This window comes from Tamlana carrageenivorans (assembly GCF_002893765.1).
In the GTDB taxonomy this organism is placed as follows: domain Bacteria; phylum Bacteroidota; class Bacteroidia; order Flavobacteriales; family Flavobacteriaceae; genus Pseudotamlana; species Pseudotamlana carrageenivorans.
On record NZ_CP025938.1, the window covers coordinates 3,090,522 to 3,104,671 of the forward strand.

Genomic DNA, 14,150 nt, shown 5'->3' on the forward strand with positions numbered 1-14,150 from the left:
AATTAAGAATCTAAATGCAACGATTCTCTTAATTTTTCGTCTTTATTATGATTTAAATTCCAATAGGGCGATTTGATGGTTTTGAGTTTGCTTGCCTTGGTGGTAAGGGTTTTTGCTTGTTTACCAAATCCGCTGCTAAAGGTTTCTTCCCAGCTTAAAATATCATATGGAAATTTAGGGTTAAACATAATTTTTAAAGTGCGCTGTAATTCTGGGTAATGTACAGTATAGCTATCGGTTTCCAAAGTTGCAGTTGCAGCATATGCTTGTAATGGTTTGTGTTTTAGTCTGATAAATTCAAAAGCTGGAATGATTTGTAAGTTGCCCGTTGGTAGGGATTTCGGATTGATACGCAGCTGTGTCCAGAGTTCGTTTTCTAAAATAGATTTATTGAGACTGAAATGTTTATCGGCTTCGCCCTGAAAATAGGAGTGGGAAGCGATTTCAAACGCCGTTTTGTTATTTAATTGTGTGTATATGTGTCCGCACCACTCTTGCACCGAAGTAGAGAGTTTTAAAGCATGTTGATTGTTCGAAACCGGATAGAAAACACTCTGCATGATGCTATATGGGTAAATGCCTGTGTTGAAGTTTTTTGTAGCGTTTAGTTTTAAAACAGGAATGGTTTCAGCATTTCGACGATCGGCTTTAACTTGTATGTCGGGTAGAAAATCTTCAGTAACATAAATTAAAACGGCTGTGCCTTGGCGAATTTCTCCGTAACGGGCTTGTTCTAGTTTATATGAAGATATTTCAGCTTCACCGGCATACCAATAGCTTTTAAAATCTGATGATAATGGGGTTTTTGGTGATGACGTTTTCACGGATTTCGTTTCAGTTACATTAACTTTCGAACTAGAAGATTTATGTTCTGCGGAAGGGTTTTGGTTGCAGGATAGCATCAAAACGCATAACCCAAAGATACTCTGTTTTATAAAGGGTTTAGAAGTAAATAGTTTCATAACAAGGATTTTACCCCTAAAGTTACAATCTTATTTTTCTTCTGCAATGGCGTTTAAAGTTTTATAAACCAGATGTACAGGTAGTCCCATGACATTAAAATAGGAGCCTTCTATTTTGGTTACACCAATTTGTCCGATCCAATCCTGAATGCCATAGGCACCTGCTTTGTCGAAAGGATGGTATTTTTCAATGTAGTATGAAATTTCATCATCACTTAAAGGTTTAAAAGTAACTTTTGTGATATTATGCAAGGTTTTTTCGAAGGTGGGGGTTGTAAAACACACCGATGTAATCACTTCATGTGTCGTATCGCTAAGGGATTTTAAAATACGGAAGGCTTCTTCAGCATTTTCTGGTTTACCTAAGGCTTTGTTGCTGTGCCAAACAATGGTGTCGCTGGTAATAAGGATGTCCTTGGCTTGCAGCTCATCTTTAAACGGCAAGGCTTTTAGCTGGGCTAAATAATTACTGATTTCAAAATGGGTGAGCCTAGACGGATATTCCTCTTTTATTGGTTTTAAACGAATTTCAAAATCTAAATCCAAATTCTTAAAGAATTCTTGTCGGCGTGGCGATCCAGAAGCCAAGATGATATGAAAGTTTTTTAAAGCGTCGTTAATCATGAATTGAATTAAGAATTGCGAACTTGTATAAAAGTAAGGAAAGCATCCCGAATAGCATGACTAATTTATTGAGATTACTAAGTTGATGGTAATCTTGCTTCGATTTGGCGTAACAGGTTTTAATGAAGGTGAAAATAAGTGGTGCGACTACCACAGCTAAAAAATAAAGAACTGCCACTTGAATGTTATATAAGGTATTGATAACATAATAAATAACGGCAAGGAGCGGAATGATACTCAAAATTATTAAAATGGTTCGGGTTCGGGCTCTTCCTATAGCAATGGGTAATGTGTTCATGCCAGCTTTGTAGTCGCCGTTAATATCTTCTAGGTCTTTTGCGATTTCTCGAAGCAGATTGATCATGAAGGCAAATAAGGCATAATGCCATATGACTTCAAAAAGGGTGAGTTGTATCTCCCGATTTTGTGGCGTCATCACAGGTAATAAATCAAATAAACCGACAATAATTAAGCTTAACCCAACCAATACTGAAATAACCAAATTACCAATTAAAGGCATTTGTTTTAAGGTTGTAGAGTACACATAAAGCAAGGCTGATATTAACACGAAAATGGTGAAAAATGGCGCTTTGTTTACGGCGTGTGACAAGTAAAACCCTGAAGCAACACCAATAATATTGAATGTGATGAAAAGATTATACGCTGCTTTTTCTGAAATGCCAGAACCAACAATAATCTTATCGGGTTTATTAACGAAATCGGTTTCAATATCGTTAATGTCGTTGATAATATTTCCAGCTGCAGCAATACAAATGGTAGCCAGTGACAAAACTGAAATCCCTACAAAATCCAATGCCGTATCCACACCAAAAGGCTCTAAAAGCGCGTACTTGATTAGGAATTGTACTAAGACAATCATAATCAGATTTTTCCAACGAATGAGGTTTAAAAAGGCTTTGATCGGGGGCAAGGGAGTGGATTTACTATTTACTATTGATTATTGATTATTTGTACGGCTTACGGCATATAGCATACTGCATAAAGTTAATCGCGTACCACCAAATTAATGATGATGCGCTGAAAAATTCCCACTCCATTTACTCTGGATTTTCAGAACTTGTTCAATAACATCTCTTACAGCGCCTTCGCCACCTTTTTTATGTGAAATGTATTTTGAAATGTTTTTAATTTCAGGTACGGCGTCTTGCGGACAACAAGGAAGGCCTATAATTTGCATCACAGGATAATCCGGAATATCATCGCCCATGTATAGGACGTTTTCAGCGTTGATGTTATTCTTTTTAAAATAATCCTCTAACTGTTCTATTTTATTTTTAGCACCTAAGTAAATGTCTTTAATGCCTAGGTTTTCTAATCGAACTCTAACACCTTCATTTTTACCACCAGAAATAATACAGATATTAAAACCTTGCGCTGCGGCAGTACTCAAAGCGTAGCCGTCTTTCGTATTCATAGTTCTTAACATTTCTCCAGTTGTGGTTACGGTTACCGATCCGTCGGTTAAAACGCCATCAACATCAAAAATAAATGTGGTAATATGTTCTAGGTATTCTTTATAGCTTTTTTCTTCCATGGGTATTCTGAATTGATTTTGTTAGTAACTTATAGATGTCTTTGTGCTCTTGTTTTTCCAATAATTTTAAATGCGCATTAATCGTTTTTTTATCGTTGCGCTTGGCAGGGCCTGTTTGTGCCATATAAGGCGACATGTCTTGAACTTTTTTAGCTGTTTCCAGAATTAAAGGTTTTAGCATGTCGAATTCGGCGCCTTCACTTTCCGTAATTTCATGAGCAATGCGATAAAGCTGGTTGGTAAAATTATTTACATAAACGGCAGCTAAATGCAGGGTGCGACGTTGATCGCTATTCACCCGTTTGGTTGGAGACCCTAAACTTACAGCTACTTTTTTAAGCAAAGGATAACTTTTTTTATCAATCGTTTCAATGCAAATAGGTACATTGGCAAAATCGACATCGGCATCCTTACTAAAGGTTTGTAAAGGATAGAGCACGCCACGCTTGTGTTTTTTATCCAAATCGTAAACCCCAACACTTCCCGAAGTATGCACGACCAACTTGTCCTCAAAAGGTAATTTTGAAGAAAGTTCGGCAATGCTATCATCGCTAACCGTTAGAATATATAGGTCGGCATCAACTAAATCATCTAGATTATCACAGGTATTAACCTGTTTACTGTACGGTTTTAGCTTGTCTAGAGTCCGGTTATACCATTGTATTACAGAAACTTCGTTCGTTTTATTAAACGCTTTAAATAAGTGTGTGGCCACGTTTCCCGCGCCAAGAATTACTACTGAAATCATGCCGCTAAAATAGGTAATATTAGCCTATTTAAAAACCTATTGTGCTATCTTTGTGTAATGGATAAAAAAGATATTAAAACGAGAGACGACGTGTTTTTGTTAGTCTCCTCTTTCTATGATAAAATCCGTAGCGATGCAGAATTAGGTCCGTTTTTTAATAATTTAATTAAAGATTGGCCTGCGCATATCGAAAATTTAACCAATTTCTGGGAAGCCAGTTTGTTTCTAAAAACCAAGTATTTGGGTAATCCTTTAGAGGCGCATATAAAAGTAGATCAAGAAAATAATCATATTATAAACGAGCGTCATTTCGGACTGTGGCTTAACCTATGGTTTAAAACTATTGACGAGCTTTTTGAAGGCGATTACGCCCAAAATGCCAAGCACCGCGCTAGAAAAATGGGCACTTTTTTGTATATGAAAATATTTGAGGCACGACAAAAAAATGTATAGTTGTGTTAGAGAGAAGATGTTTGGTTAATAATTCGTTCACGTATTTTCTTGTTGGATTGTTGCTGGCTTAAGGCTATTTACAATTTCCATTACAATCTTGGGCCTTGTTGTAATCTTCTTGAATAATTTTAAAAAAGTAATGGTCTCCTTCTAGATGATCATAATTATCATGATTGAAAATATTACGACTAGTAGAGGGATGAAATTCTTTTAATGAAGTATTATAAATACAGGTATAAAACCTTTGTTTGTTAAAAATAATTACCACAGAATCTGCTTTAAAAGCAGAAGTAGGTAACCCGTTTGACTTGTCTTTTATGCGAATATCATAAATGGTTTCAGATAGTTGTGCTCCTTTATATTCAAGATTAGTTGAGGTTTCGGATACTAAGCTTTTGTTTAGCTTATTGTAAAACCTGATGTTAATTTCTAAATCTGTTGTATTCTCTACTGTATATGTTACATCTATAGGGGCTAATTCTGTAGTACAAGAAAAAAGTAAAGAGCAAGAAAATAAAGTGTTTAACATTATTGATTTGATGTTTCTCATACAGTTCTCAGTTGTTAATATGCTTGTTAAGCTAGCTGATGTTGGTTGGCGGGTTAATATTAGGTCTGTATTAAATAATCCGTTTACCAATTTTGTTTGTTGATAAACGGATTATTGTTGTTTACTGTAGAAGTTATGTCCTTTTTAGTTACAAGTTCCATTACAATCTTGGGCGTTGTTGTAATCTTCTTGCGTGAAGGTGAAAGTGCCTTGGGTTATATCTTCATTAAATTTAAAAAGTGGATTTCTCTCGTCGTCGTAATTTTTTCGGCTCCAAACTTTAAATTTACGCTCGTTAAAAATTACTTTTATTGAATCGGCATTTACTTGTCCGTCTTTAGAACCATAAAAATATTCCCATGTATAGCCTCTTGGAGGTAAACCATCTTTATAAGTTTGAGTTATTTGCTTACCCTTTTCTAATATAATTACGTTTGTAGAAGTAGCTTTTGAAAAACCAATTATTTTTATGTTAGCGTCACTTTCATTAAACAGTGTATATGTATAAGTTGTTGGTTTTCCTGCTTCAGGTGTGCATGAAAAAACTGTTATTATCAGGAATAAACAAACTTTCCACCACGTTATATTTATTTTTAAATTTTCCATTTTACCAATTATTAAAAAGTTCGTCAAGATATTTATTTGTTGGGTTATTGGGGTTTTGCTTTTTTAAATTTTCCTTCCAAATATCCCAGATAATTGTATTTTTCATACTATTTTCTATTTGTTTTATGGTGTAGCCACTTACTCTATCTTGAGGATAAGCTCCGTAGTCTGCATATGTATGAAAAATATCGGTATTTTGATTAATATCATCTATTAAGTCATAGCCTAAGGAGGTATAGAAAGGTTGCCAAGCTATAGGATAATCTTGTCTGTTTTTAAAGTTGTGTTCAAACTTCGATAGCCCTAACTTTCGATTATACCAGTCGTTTGTCAATACAATTTCTACCGTTGTAGCCTAAGTTTCTAGGGTTCTTTTATCGCCATCTTTTTGTAAAACATACCCTCCAGCACCTAAGTTGTTGTATGCGTCTCTATCAAAATTCCAGTGCGCTGCATGTGCCAACTCGTGAATTGTAGTGCCAAAAACAGCTTGACTCTCTCTTCCGTAAGTTTTTATGTAAATAGGCGCCGACAATATAAACCTGCGTTGGTGTATGTGTGAAGACTCATCCCTTTCCAACCTTGCTGCTATTTTCATTTTTGTTTTAAAAGTAGCATTTGTGGGTGGCGATTTAAGTCCCATTCTAGAACCATAATAGTAAAAATGAGCTGCACTAAATATGGTTGCATAATATTCTTGCTTGCCACTATTTAAATTTAAATTCCAATCGCCTCGCTTTTTAGGTCCGTTATAGGTTGCTCCATTAAGCCAACCGTCTTGGAGCGCAAATTCATAGCGTTCCCAATCAATACTGTAATTTGCATCTCGCCTAAACCTACCATTGCATGAGTATCTGCCCGATGCACTTGCAATACCGGTATGTGTTGTAAACCAGCGACGCGCGCGTACTTTAACACCTTCAACAGGCACAAAATCCCCAACAACATTATCCCAAACCTTTATAGTTCCTGCTGGGCGCCATTTACTCGCACTAGATTTTGCTAAATTAGTTGATTTAGAGGTTTTATTGTTTAAGTTATTGGTAATTCTTAGCGCTTCATCTACTAAAGTATTTATAATTTCTTCCGAAATAAATTTAGTATTCGCTTTGGCAGTTTTGGTAATTGTATCCTTGTCTTCGTCAGGAATAAATAGTTCTTCAAGTACTTCGTATTCAACTCCATTAGGAAGTTTTTTATCTATGGTAACCGCACAATATTGATAAGTAGGTTGCTCTGGAGCAGTTTCAGGATCTTTGTAATAACTGCCGTTTTCTGCAATACTGTAATCTAGCGGGTAATCGTATAAAACTAATGTAGAATCTACTTTTAATATATCCAATTCGACCTCGTTTTTAGGTTTAAATTTAATGTATAAATGTGTTGGTGTGATTTCTATATCATTAAAAGTGGACTTTGCATCTAAATTCGTTTTTTTTAAGGTTTTCGTATGCTTTTTTCATGATAGATACAGCATAAGGGTTTTGGAGTTGTGCTCCTAATTGCAACATACCGTCGGTATTAAACTTTTCGGATGATTGGCTAAATTCGTCATCTTGGTTTTGGCAAGAAAATACAAATAAACCAAGTAAAACTAGTGTTGTTAGTTTGTAATAATTCATTAAAATAGTAGTTTGTTGTTAATTTCCTTCAAATGTAAGTTAATATTACAGATATTTTGTTGTTTTATCTTACTTTATTAAATGTTGTTTGCTTCTAAAATAATTTTTAAGCTTGTTTTATTATTATAAAATGCAGTGCCTTCATACGGGAAAAGGCTTGTGTGTTAAGTTGCAAATTGTTATAGCGGTACATTTTAGCTTTTTTTTGCATACTTTAACAAGGCTAACAAACTTAAATTCTTAAATTTGCGCGACCTCAAAATAGGCCATTCATTATGCAAAAAAAACTCGCCAACATTTTATTTTCTACCAAAGTTACAGCCGTTTTATTTATAGTATTTGCAGCTTCCATGGCGGTAGGGACTTTTTTAGATGCCGGACAAGAAACATCACCTACGCCTTACACTAGAAACCTAATTTATAACGCTTGGTGGTTTGAAGCCATTATGGGCTTTTTTATTGTTAACTTTTTAGGAAATGTATTTCGTTTTCGTTTGTACAAAAAGGAAAAATGGGCAACTTTTATGCTGCACTTGGCTTTTATTTTTATTCTTTTAGGTGCTTTTATTACCAGATATATTAGTTATGAAGGGATGATGGCTATTCGTGAGGGTGCTACCGAAAACACATTCCTATCTCAAAAAACATACATTACAGCTTTTATTGATGGCGATTATGAAATTGATGGGATCCCACAGCGTCTGCCAATCGAGCGTGAGGTTGATTTTTCAGGTCGTTTGGAAAATCATTTTGAAATAGATACCAAATACAATCAGCAGCCTGTAAATATCACTTTAGAGAAATTTATTGTTGGTGCTGAAGAAGATATCATTCCGAATGAAAACGGTGAAGAATACTTAAAATTGGTAGAGGCAGGAAGCAATGGGCCTCATAATCATTTTCTTAAAGTAGGTGAGGTTCAAAGTGTTCATGGTGTTTTAGTGGCTTTAAACAAACCTACCGAAGGTGCGATTAATATCACCTATGAAAATGACGAGCTTACTATTAAATCGCCATTTGAAGGGGAATACATGACCATGGCGACTATGGCTCAAGGTAAATTGGTTAAAGACAGCTTACAGTCTTTAATTTTACGTTCTCGTTATGTTATAGGAAACATGCAAATGGTATTTCCAAAACCGGTTGTAAAAGGAGTGTTTGATGTTGTTGAAGGGTCTGCCTTATTAAAAAATAGTTCTACCGATGGTGTTAAACTACGTGTAACCTCTAATGGCGAGTCAAAAACCGTTGCTGTTCTTGGAAATAAAGGAAGTAGCGGAACCTTTAAACAAATTTCAGTTGGAGGTTTAGATATTGCCTTGAAATATGGTTCTAAGGTTTTAGAATTGCCTTTTGCTATCAAATTAAACGATTTTGAAGCCGAACGCTACCCAGGAACAGAAAATGGATACGCTGCCTTCTCTAGTGAGGTAACCGTTATTGATGAAACTCAAGATGATTTTGATTATAAAATTTATATGAATAATATCTTAGATCACCGCGGATTTCGCTTTTTCCAATCGAGTTTTGATCCCGATGAAAAAGGTACTATTCTATCTGTAAACCATGATTATTGGGGAACTTTAATAACCTATATTGGTTATTTCATGCTGTATTTTGGTTTGCTTGCCATCATTTTTACCAAACATTCTCGATTTGGAGACTTGAGAAGACAGTTGGTTAAAATAAAATCTAAAAAGGCTAAACTGTTAACGGTATTGGCGCTTGGCTTCAGTTTGTCGGGAATCGCTCAAAACCATGATCATGGCGCGCATAGCCCAGACGACGGTCATAATCACTCAAAACCTACAAAGGAACAAATCGATTCTATTCTTCAGAAAAACATAACCCCAAAAGAACACGCCGATAAATTTGGACACTTGGTGATTCAGGATTTAAGCGGACGTATGATGCCTGTAAATACTTATGCATCAGAGTTATTACGTAAGTTGAGTAAGCATGATACTTATGAAAATTTTGATGCTAATCAAGTTTTCTTATCCATTCAAGAGAGTCCGATGTTATGGTATAATGTGCCTATCATCTACTTAAAGCCTAAAAAGGGCGATTCTATTAGACATTTAATTAATGCGCCAAAAGATGCGAAGTACGTGGCTTTAGCCGATTTCTTTACCGAAAGAGGCGAGTATAGGTTAGCACCGTTTTTAGAAGAAGCCTATAAAGCACAAGTGCCTAACGGATTTCAAAAGGAATTCAAAGAAACCGACCAACGTGTTAGTTTGCTCTATAATGCTATTGAAGGGATGTCTTTAAAAATTTTCCCAATTCCTGAAGATTCAAACAATAAATGGATTTCTACTTACGATTATGCTCAGGATATTTCGGTGATTAAAGATTCTCTGTATGGCAATTTTGTAAAAAATGGCTTTAGAACCTATTTGTTTAAGCTTAACGAAGCTAAGCAAACAGGAAATTTTGATGACGCGAATAAACTGCTAACGGTCTTTAAGAAAACGCAAGAGCGATATGGAGCCAAGGTGATGCTAAGCGATAAAAAAATTAAAACAGAAATTCTATATAACAAATACGATATCTTTAAAAAGCTATTTAGCTGGTATATGTATGCGGGAACCTTCATGTTTGTGTTACTTATTGTTCAGATTTTTAACGATAAACGCAAATGGGTAAACACCGGTGTAACTATATTTAAGTATATCATTGTAGTACTGTTTGTTTTACATACCGCAGGATTAATTACAAGGTGGTACATTTCGGGGCATGCACCTTGGAGTGACGCTTACGAATCGATGATTTATGTGGCTTGGGCGACGATGTTATTCGGATTAATTTTTGGAAGAAAAAGTGATTTAACATTGGCTTCTACGGCATTTGTGACGTCCATGATTTTAATGATAGCACATTGGAACTGGATGGATCCTGCCATAGCGAACCTACAACCTGTATTAAATAGTTACTGGTTAATGATTCATGTGGCGGTTATCGTGGCGAGTTACGGCCCTTTTACTTTAGGGATGATTTTAGGTATTGTATCGCTGTTTTTAATGATTTTCACGAATAAGACCAATAAAACTAAAATGGATTTAAACATTAAGGAGCTTACCGTAATTAACGAAATGGCACTTACTGTTGGTTTAGTGATGCTTACTATTGGAAACTTTTTAGGAGGTATGTGGGCTAACGAAAGCTGGGGTCGCTATTGGGGTTGGGATCCTAAAGAAACTTGGGCGCTTATTAGTATTATGATTTACGCCTTTGTAATTCACATGCGTTTGGTGCCAGGTTTACGTGGACGTTGGGTTTATAATCTACTTTCTATTGTAGCTTTTGCAAGTATTTTAATGACCTATTTTGGGGTGAATTTCTACTTGGCTGGTCTACACAGTTATGCTAGTGGTGATCAAATAGTGAGTGTAAAATTTATTGCAATGGCGTGCGTTCTAATTGCTATTTTAGGATTTTTCTCGTACCGCGGATATGCGAAATTCTATAAAAAGTAATTTTTTATAAGCTTAATGTAAAGTTTGACGTTTTTTCCGACTGAAAAAGTCATACTAACTTTATATTAATCATATGAAAACTTATTTATTACTTTTTTTAAGCGTTTTTACTTTAGCTGCTTGCTCTTCTGACGACGATAACAACGATGACTCTGATGATATGATGCCAGAGATGGCTTCGTACCGAGGGGAATTTGAATCTAAGGCTCACCCAACATCGGGGATTGCCGATATAAATGAAGAGCAGACCATTTTAAAACTCACTAACTTTAAATCTGATGACGGCCCTTCATTGGAACTGTATTTAGCTACTGATGAAAACGCCACCAAATACATTAGTTTAGGGGCTTTAAAGGGCTTGGACGGGAATTACGAATATGCCCTTCCTGAAGATATAGATTTTTCAGAATATGACTATGTTATCGTATGGTGTGTGCCTTTTGGAGTTAATTTTGGGCAGGCCGTTCTAGAAATGAATTAAATCAAATCTGAAATATAATTATAGCCTAAGGCTATTAAAATAGCAAGACCGAAACTTAATAGGGTACCAATTAAAACGTATTCTGTTAATTTTCGGTCTTTTGCTTTTGATAAGTCTCCAAAACGAAATACCGATTTAGCCGTAATTAAAAAGCCAACACCTTCCCAATGGTTGGTTATAATAAACATAAAAACAAACAAGCGTTCTAAAATACCTATATAAGCACCAGCATCTTTTAGTGAAGATTCGTTATCAAAATCTTGCTGCATTCAAGGTTCTAACGCAACAAACGTTGCTTTTTTTTGTATGAGTCTAAGCTACAATTTTTAGTTCTTTTATCATAACTTCATTAGGGGTTTTAAATCCAATAATTTTACGAGGTCTATTGTTTAATTTTTCTTGAATTTCGATGAATGTATTTAAGTCAATTTTGTTAAAATCTGTTCCTTTTGGGAGGTACCTTCTGATGAGTCCGTTAGTGTTTTCATTGGTACCTCTTTCCCAAGAAGAATAGGGGTGTGCAAAGTAAATTTTCATACCTGTTTTCTTGGTAATTGTTTCGTGTCTTGCCATTTCAATTCCATTATCGTAGGTCATAGATTTTTTGAATATGGGATCTAGTTTGTTAAGTTCTTTAGAAAACATTTTAGCAATTTCCTTAGAGTTCCTGGCTTTTAGTTTGATAATTAATGTATATCTAGATTTGCGTTCTACGATAGTTCCAATAGCCGATTTTTGATCCTTCCCAATCATTAAATCTCCTTCCCAGTGTCCGATTTCATTTCTTAGGTTAATATGCTCGGGCCTTAGGTCTATACTGACTTGGTTTAATATTTTAGATCCTGTTCTGCGTCTTTTTTTAGAGGGTCTACGTCTTGTTTTTTTGCGTACGAGGAGTTTAATTAGTTTTTTATTTAAACTAGCTTGAGGCTTTGCATATATGTACCTATAAATTGATTCGTGAGAAATAGACATTATAGGATCATTTGGGAATTCTTCTTTTAGTCTTCCAGCAATTTGTTCAGGAGTCCATTGTGATAATAAGCCCCTATAGACATAAATTCGAAGTCTAGGGTACTTAGATATTTTATCAATATTTCTTTTGTTTAGGTAATCATCTTTGGCGCACCAATGAGCTAGTTCTGCTGAGTATTTATCTCTATCTGTTTGCACCCATTTATTAACTTCTCTTGTAACCGTAGATCGAGCTCTGTTAATGGTTATAGCGATGTATGATTTATTCTTTTTTTCAGTTAAAAGAGTCTCAATCTGTATTCTTTCTTTAAGGGTAAGTCTACCTGTTTTTTTTCGTACCATAATTACAAATCTATTAATTTAGATTTGTTGCGTTAAGTTCTTGAATACGGACTTTCAAATCCCATTTAGAAATAACGGTTTTCATAACCACCGAAGTCACCTGGGTTAAGCATACAAAGCTTGTTAGAAATAGTAAGGTTTTGGCCTTAAAAATAAAATGGAGGTCAATATTAAAAGGGTAATAAATAGACAGAACAAGCCCAATAATAATAAAGTGTGCCAGTTGGTCTAATATAAATAGCATCCTGTGGTTAGTGCGATCGTTTAAGTGAAGTTTAGCCAGATCTATAAGGAAATGCGAAACCGTAATAAGGCTAATGCTAATCCAATAACTAAAATCGAATTGCAACAGAATAATAAGGATTAAAAAATGTAGAAAAACATGCCAATAAAGGTATTTAGATTGGTGTTTGTGTTTTTCTTTATGACGAACCCATGCGTTTGGCTGACATACAAAATCGCCAATAAAGTGTGCTAAAAGTAATTTAAGGGCCAGAACTAACATAGGTTTTGTATTTGTGTTTTGTAGTAGTTTAGAAGTTTGTTGAGCTCGTCTAAGCCGGCACGTTTTAAGCCCTGACTGATGTTTCCTTGGGTTTTATCAAGGAGTTTTGCCAATTCATTTTGATTGTAGTTAGGGTGCTCTAAAGTGGTTTTTATTAAGGTTGACGAAGTGCTCGTCCAGTGATTTATGGTAAGTTGCGCCAATTCTAACATGATGTTTATGGTGGTGTCAAACTCAGTAAACGGCGATTTTATGGCTAGAGTGGTTTTCTTTAAATTTTCAAAACATTCTCCAGAATTTATAAAGGCTTCTCCGTTAGATTCTGTGATGTTTTTTGAGGTGAACGACTTTGTTCCAAGGCCAATAGCGAGGCGTACATCAATGTTTTTAAACTGTTTTATAGTCGCTTTTATTAAAATACAAGCGTGTAAGGCTTCGCTAGGAGTAACCTCCAATTGAAAACTATCACCTCTGTAAATCTCCCATTGGCTAGGCGTTTTACCAAAATGGTTTAAAATAGACTTAAGGGCTTCTAACCAATTTTTTGGTGAGCTTTCCTTAGAGTTTATTATATCGCCTGTAATGATGCTTGTCATTTTAAAACTATTGGTTTCTCAAATGTATTTCATTTTATTTAAAGTGGCAAATTATTAGTTTAAAAACTAATAAATTAAATTATTAGTTTATTGGGTAATATTTTTAATTATTAGTCTTTTGGTTAATAAAATCATTCGATGGAATATTGATTATTTTTTCTGAAATAGAATATCTTTGCTATGTGAAACCACGATTAATAACCTATGAAGTTACTAAAAGAGTTTAAAGAATTTGCTGTAAAAGGTAATATGATTGATATGGCTGTGGGGATAATTATTGGTGCCTCATTCAATAAAGTTATTGATGTTTTAGTAAAAAAGGTGTTTTTACCGCCCTTATCGCTACTTACAGACGGGGTAAATTATGAAGACAGGAAACTTGTTCTTAGAGACGCTGTATTAGATGCATCGGGAGCAACGTTAAAAGAAGAGGTTGCTTTAGGGTACGGTGCTTTAGGAGAGGTGCTTTTCGATTTTTTAGTTGTAGGTTTTACCGTTTTTGTAGTAGTTAAATTTATGAACCGATTGCGCAAAAGAGCTCTCGATAATAAAGATAAGGCTGTGGCGCCTCCTAAAGATATCGAGTTGTTATCCAAGCTTAATACGCTAATGGAAGAGCAAAATGCGTTATTAAAATCTAAAAAATAGATAA

At 35.0% G+C, this 14,150-nt stretch carries 16 protein-coding genes and 1 pseudogene; 4 read left to right on the plus strand and 13 right to left on the minus strand.

Annotation, left to right across the window (positions count from 1 at the left end; translation table 11 throughout):
* Nucleotides 1-2: 2 nt before the first annotated feature.
* The 5 genes from C1A40_RS13405 to C1A40_RS13425 all read right to left on the minus strand — a co-directional run bounded on the left by C1A40_RS13405 (nucleotide 3) and on the right by C1A40_RS13425 (nucleotide 3,889).
* On the minus strand, nucleotides 3-824 hold the full coding sequence (locus C1A40_RS13405) for a septum formation inhibitor Maf (RefSeq protein ID WP_241910422.1): 822 nt from the start codon (nucleotides 822-824) through the stop codon (nucleotides 3-5).
* A 168-nt stretch (nucleotides 825-992) separates the two neighbouring features.
* The gene (locus tag C1A40_RS13410; RefSeq protein ID WP_102996333.1) at nucleotides 993-1,586 is read right to left on the minus strand and encodes a Maf-like protein; all 594 of its coding nucleotides are present in this window, start codon (nucleotides 1,584-1,586) and stop codon (nucleotides 993-995) included.
* Nucleotides 1,579-2,517 (minus strand): geranylgeranylglycerol-phosphate geranylgeranyltransferase, encoded by a 939-nt coding sequence (locus tag C1A40_RS13415; protein ID WP_338418053.1) that lies wholly within the window; start codon nucleotides 2,515-2,517, stop codon nucleotides 1,579-1,581. The genes C1A40_RS13410 and C1A40_RS13415 overlap by 8 nt, the downstream gene beginning before the upstream one ends.
* A gap of 93 nt (nucleotides 2,518-2,610) precedes the next feature.
* Complete coding sequence (locus tag C1A40_RS13420; RefSeq protein WP_102996335.1) at nucleotides 2,611-3,141, minus strand: KdsC family phosphatase; 531 nt, start codon at nucleotides 3,139-3,141, stop codon at nucleotides 2,611-2,613.
* Nucleotides 3,122-3,889, minus strand: coding sequence for a Rossmann-like and DUF2520 domain-containing protein (locus tag C1A40_RS13425; RefSeq protein ID WP_102996336.1), 768 nt, complete (start codon nucleotides 3,887-3,889; stop codon nucleotides 3,122-3,124). Before C1A40_RS13425 ends, C1A40_RS13420 begins: the two co-directional genes overlap by 20 nt.
* Nucleotides 3,890-3,946: 57 nt before the next feature.
* On the opposite strand from C1A40_RS13425, the gene C1A40_RS13430 reads away from it, so the two are divergent.
* Nucleotides 3,947-4,342, plus strand: coding sequence for a group III truncated hemoglobin (locus C1A40_RS13430; protein ID WP_102996337.1), 396 nt, complete (start codon nucleotides 3,947-3,949; stop codon nucleotides 4,340-4,342).
* Between the two features lie 73 nt (nucleotides 4,343-4,415).
* On the opposite strand, the gene C1A40_RS13435 is transcribed toward C1A40_RS13430, so the two are convergent.
* The 4 genes from C1A40_RS13435 to C1A40_RS13450 all read right to left on the minus strand — a co-directional run bounded on the left by C1A40_RS13435 (nucleotide 4,416) and on the right by C1A40_RS13450 (nucleotide 6,840).
* Nucleotides 4,416-4,892, minus strand: a complete 477-nt coding sequence (locus C1A40_RS13435; protein ID WP_158651367.1) for a hypothetical protein — start codon at nucleotides 4,890-4,892, stop codon at nucleotides 4,416-4,418.
* Between the two features lie 144 nt (nucleotides 4,893-5,036).
* Nucleotides 5,037-5,498, minus strand: a complete 462-nt coding sequence (locus C1A40_RS13440; RefSeq protein ID WP_102996339.1) for a hypothetical protein — start codon at nucleotides 5,496-5,498, stop codon at nucleotides 5,037-5,039.
* 1 nt (nucleotide 5,499) lies between these two features.
* Nucleotides 5,500-5,832 carry a hypothetical protein gene (locus tag C1A40_RS13445; protein ID WP_102996340.1) on the minus strand — a complete coding sequence of 111 codons (333 nt, stop codon included), beginning with the start codon at nucleotides 5,830-5,832 and terminating at the stop codon, nucleotides 5,500-5,502.
* 21 nt (nucleotides 5,833-5,853) lie between these two features.
* Nucleotides 5,854-6,840, minus strand: a complete 987-nt coding sequence (locus tag C1A40_RS13450) for a hypothetical protein (RefSeq protein WP_102996341.1) — start codon at nucleotides 6,838-6,840, stop codon at nucleotides 5,854-5,856.
* Nucleotides 6,841-7,395: 555 nt separating this feature from the next.
* On the opposite strand from C1A40_RS13450, the gene C1A40_RS13460 reads away from it, so the two are divergent.
* A complete protein-coding gene (locus tag C1A40_RS13460; protein WP_102996343.1) occupies nucleotides 7,396-10,599 on the plus strand; it encodes a cytochrome c biogenesis protein in 3,204 nt (1,067 codons plus the stop codon).
* 73 nt (nucleotides 10,600-10,672) lie between these two features.
* Nucleotides 10,673-11,080 carry a DM13 domain-containing protein gene (locus tag C1A40_RS13465; protein ID WP_102996344.1) on the plus strand — a complete coding sequence of 136 codons (408 nt, stop codon included), beginning with the start codon at nucleotides 10,673-10,675 and terminating at the stop codon, nucleotides 11,078-11,080.
* Here C1A40_RS13465 and C1A40_RS13470 read toward each other — a convergent pair.
* From C1A40_RS13470 to C1A40_RS13485, 4 genes and pseudogenes are all read right to left on the minus strand, one after another.
* Nucleotides 11,077-11,334: pseudogene (locus C1A40_RS13470) on the minus strand (DUF3307 domain-containing protein); the annotation flags it as partial. The gene C1A40_RS13465 and the pseudogene C1A40_RS13470 overlap by 4 nt on opposite strands.
* Nucleotides 11,335-11,392: 58 nt before the next feature.
* On the minus strand, nucleotides 11,393-12,397 hold the full coding sequence (locus C1A40_RS13475) for an IS30 family transposase (protein ID WP_102994224.1): 1,005 nt from the start codon (nucleotides 12,395-12,397) through the stop codon (nucleotides 11,393-11,395).
* Nucleotides 12,398-12,410: 13 nt separating this feature from the next.
* Nucleotides 12,411-12,902, minus strand: coding sequence for a DUF3307 domain-containing protein (locus tag C1A40_RS13480; protein WP_102996345.1), 492 nt, complete (start codon nucleotides 12,900-12,902; stop codon nucleotides 12,411-12,413).
* Nucleotides 12,896-13,498, minus strand: coding sequence for a SatD family protein (locus C1A40_RS13485; protein ID WP_102996346.1), 603 nt, complete (start codon nucleotides 13,496-13,498; stop codon nucleotides 12,896-12,898). Before C1A40_RS13485 ends, C1A40_RS13480 begins: the two co-directional genes overlap by 7 nt.
* A gap of 204 nt (nucleotides 13,499-13,702) precedes the next feature.
* On the opposite strand from C1A40_RS13485, the gene mscL reads away from it, so the two are divergent.
* The gene (gene mscL, locus C1A40_RS13490; RefSeq protein ID WP_102996347.1) at nucleotides 13,703-14,146 is read left to right on the plus strand and encodes a large conductance mechanosensitive channel protein MscL; all 444 of its coding nucleotides are present in this window, start codon (nucleotides 13,703-13,705) and stop codon (nucleotides 14,144-14,146) included.
* Nucleotides 14,147-14,150: the final 4 nt, after the last annotated feature.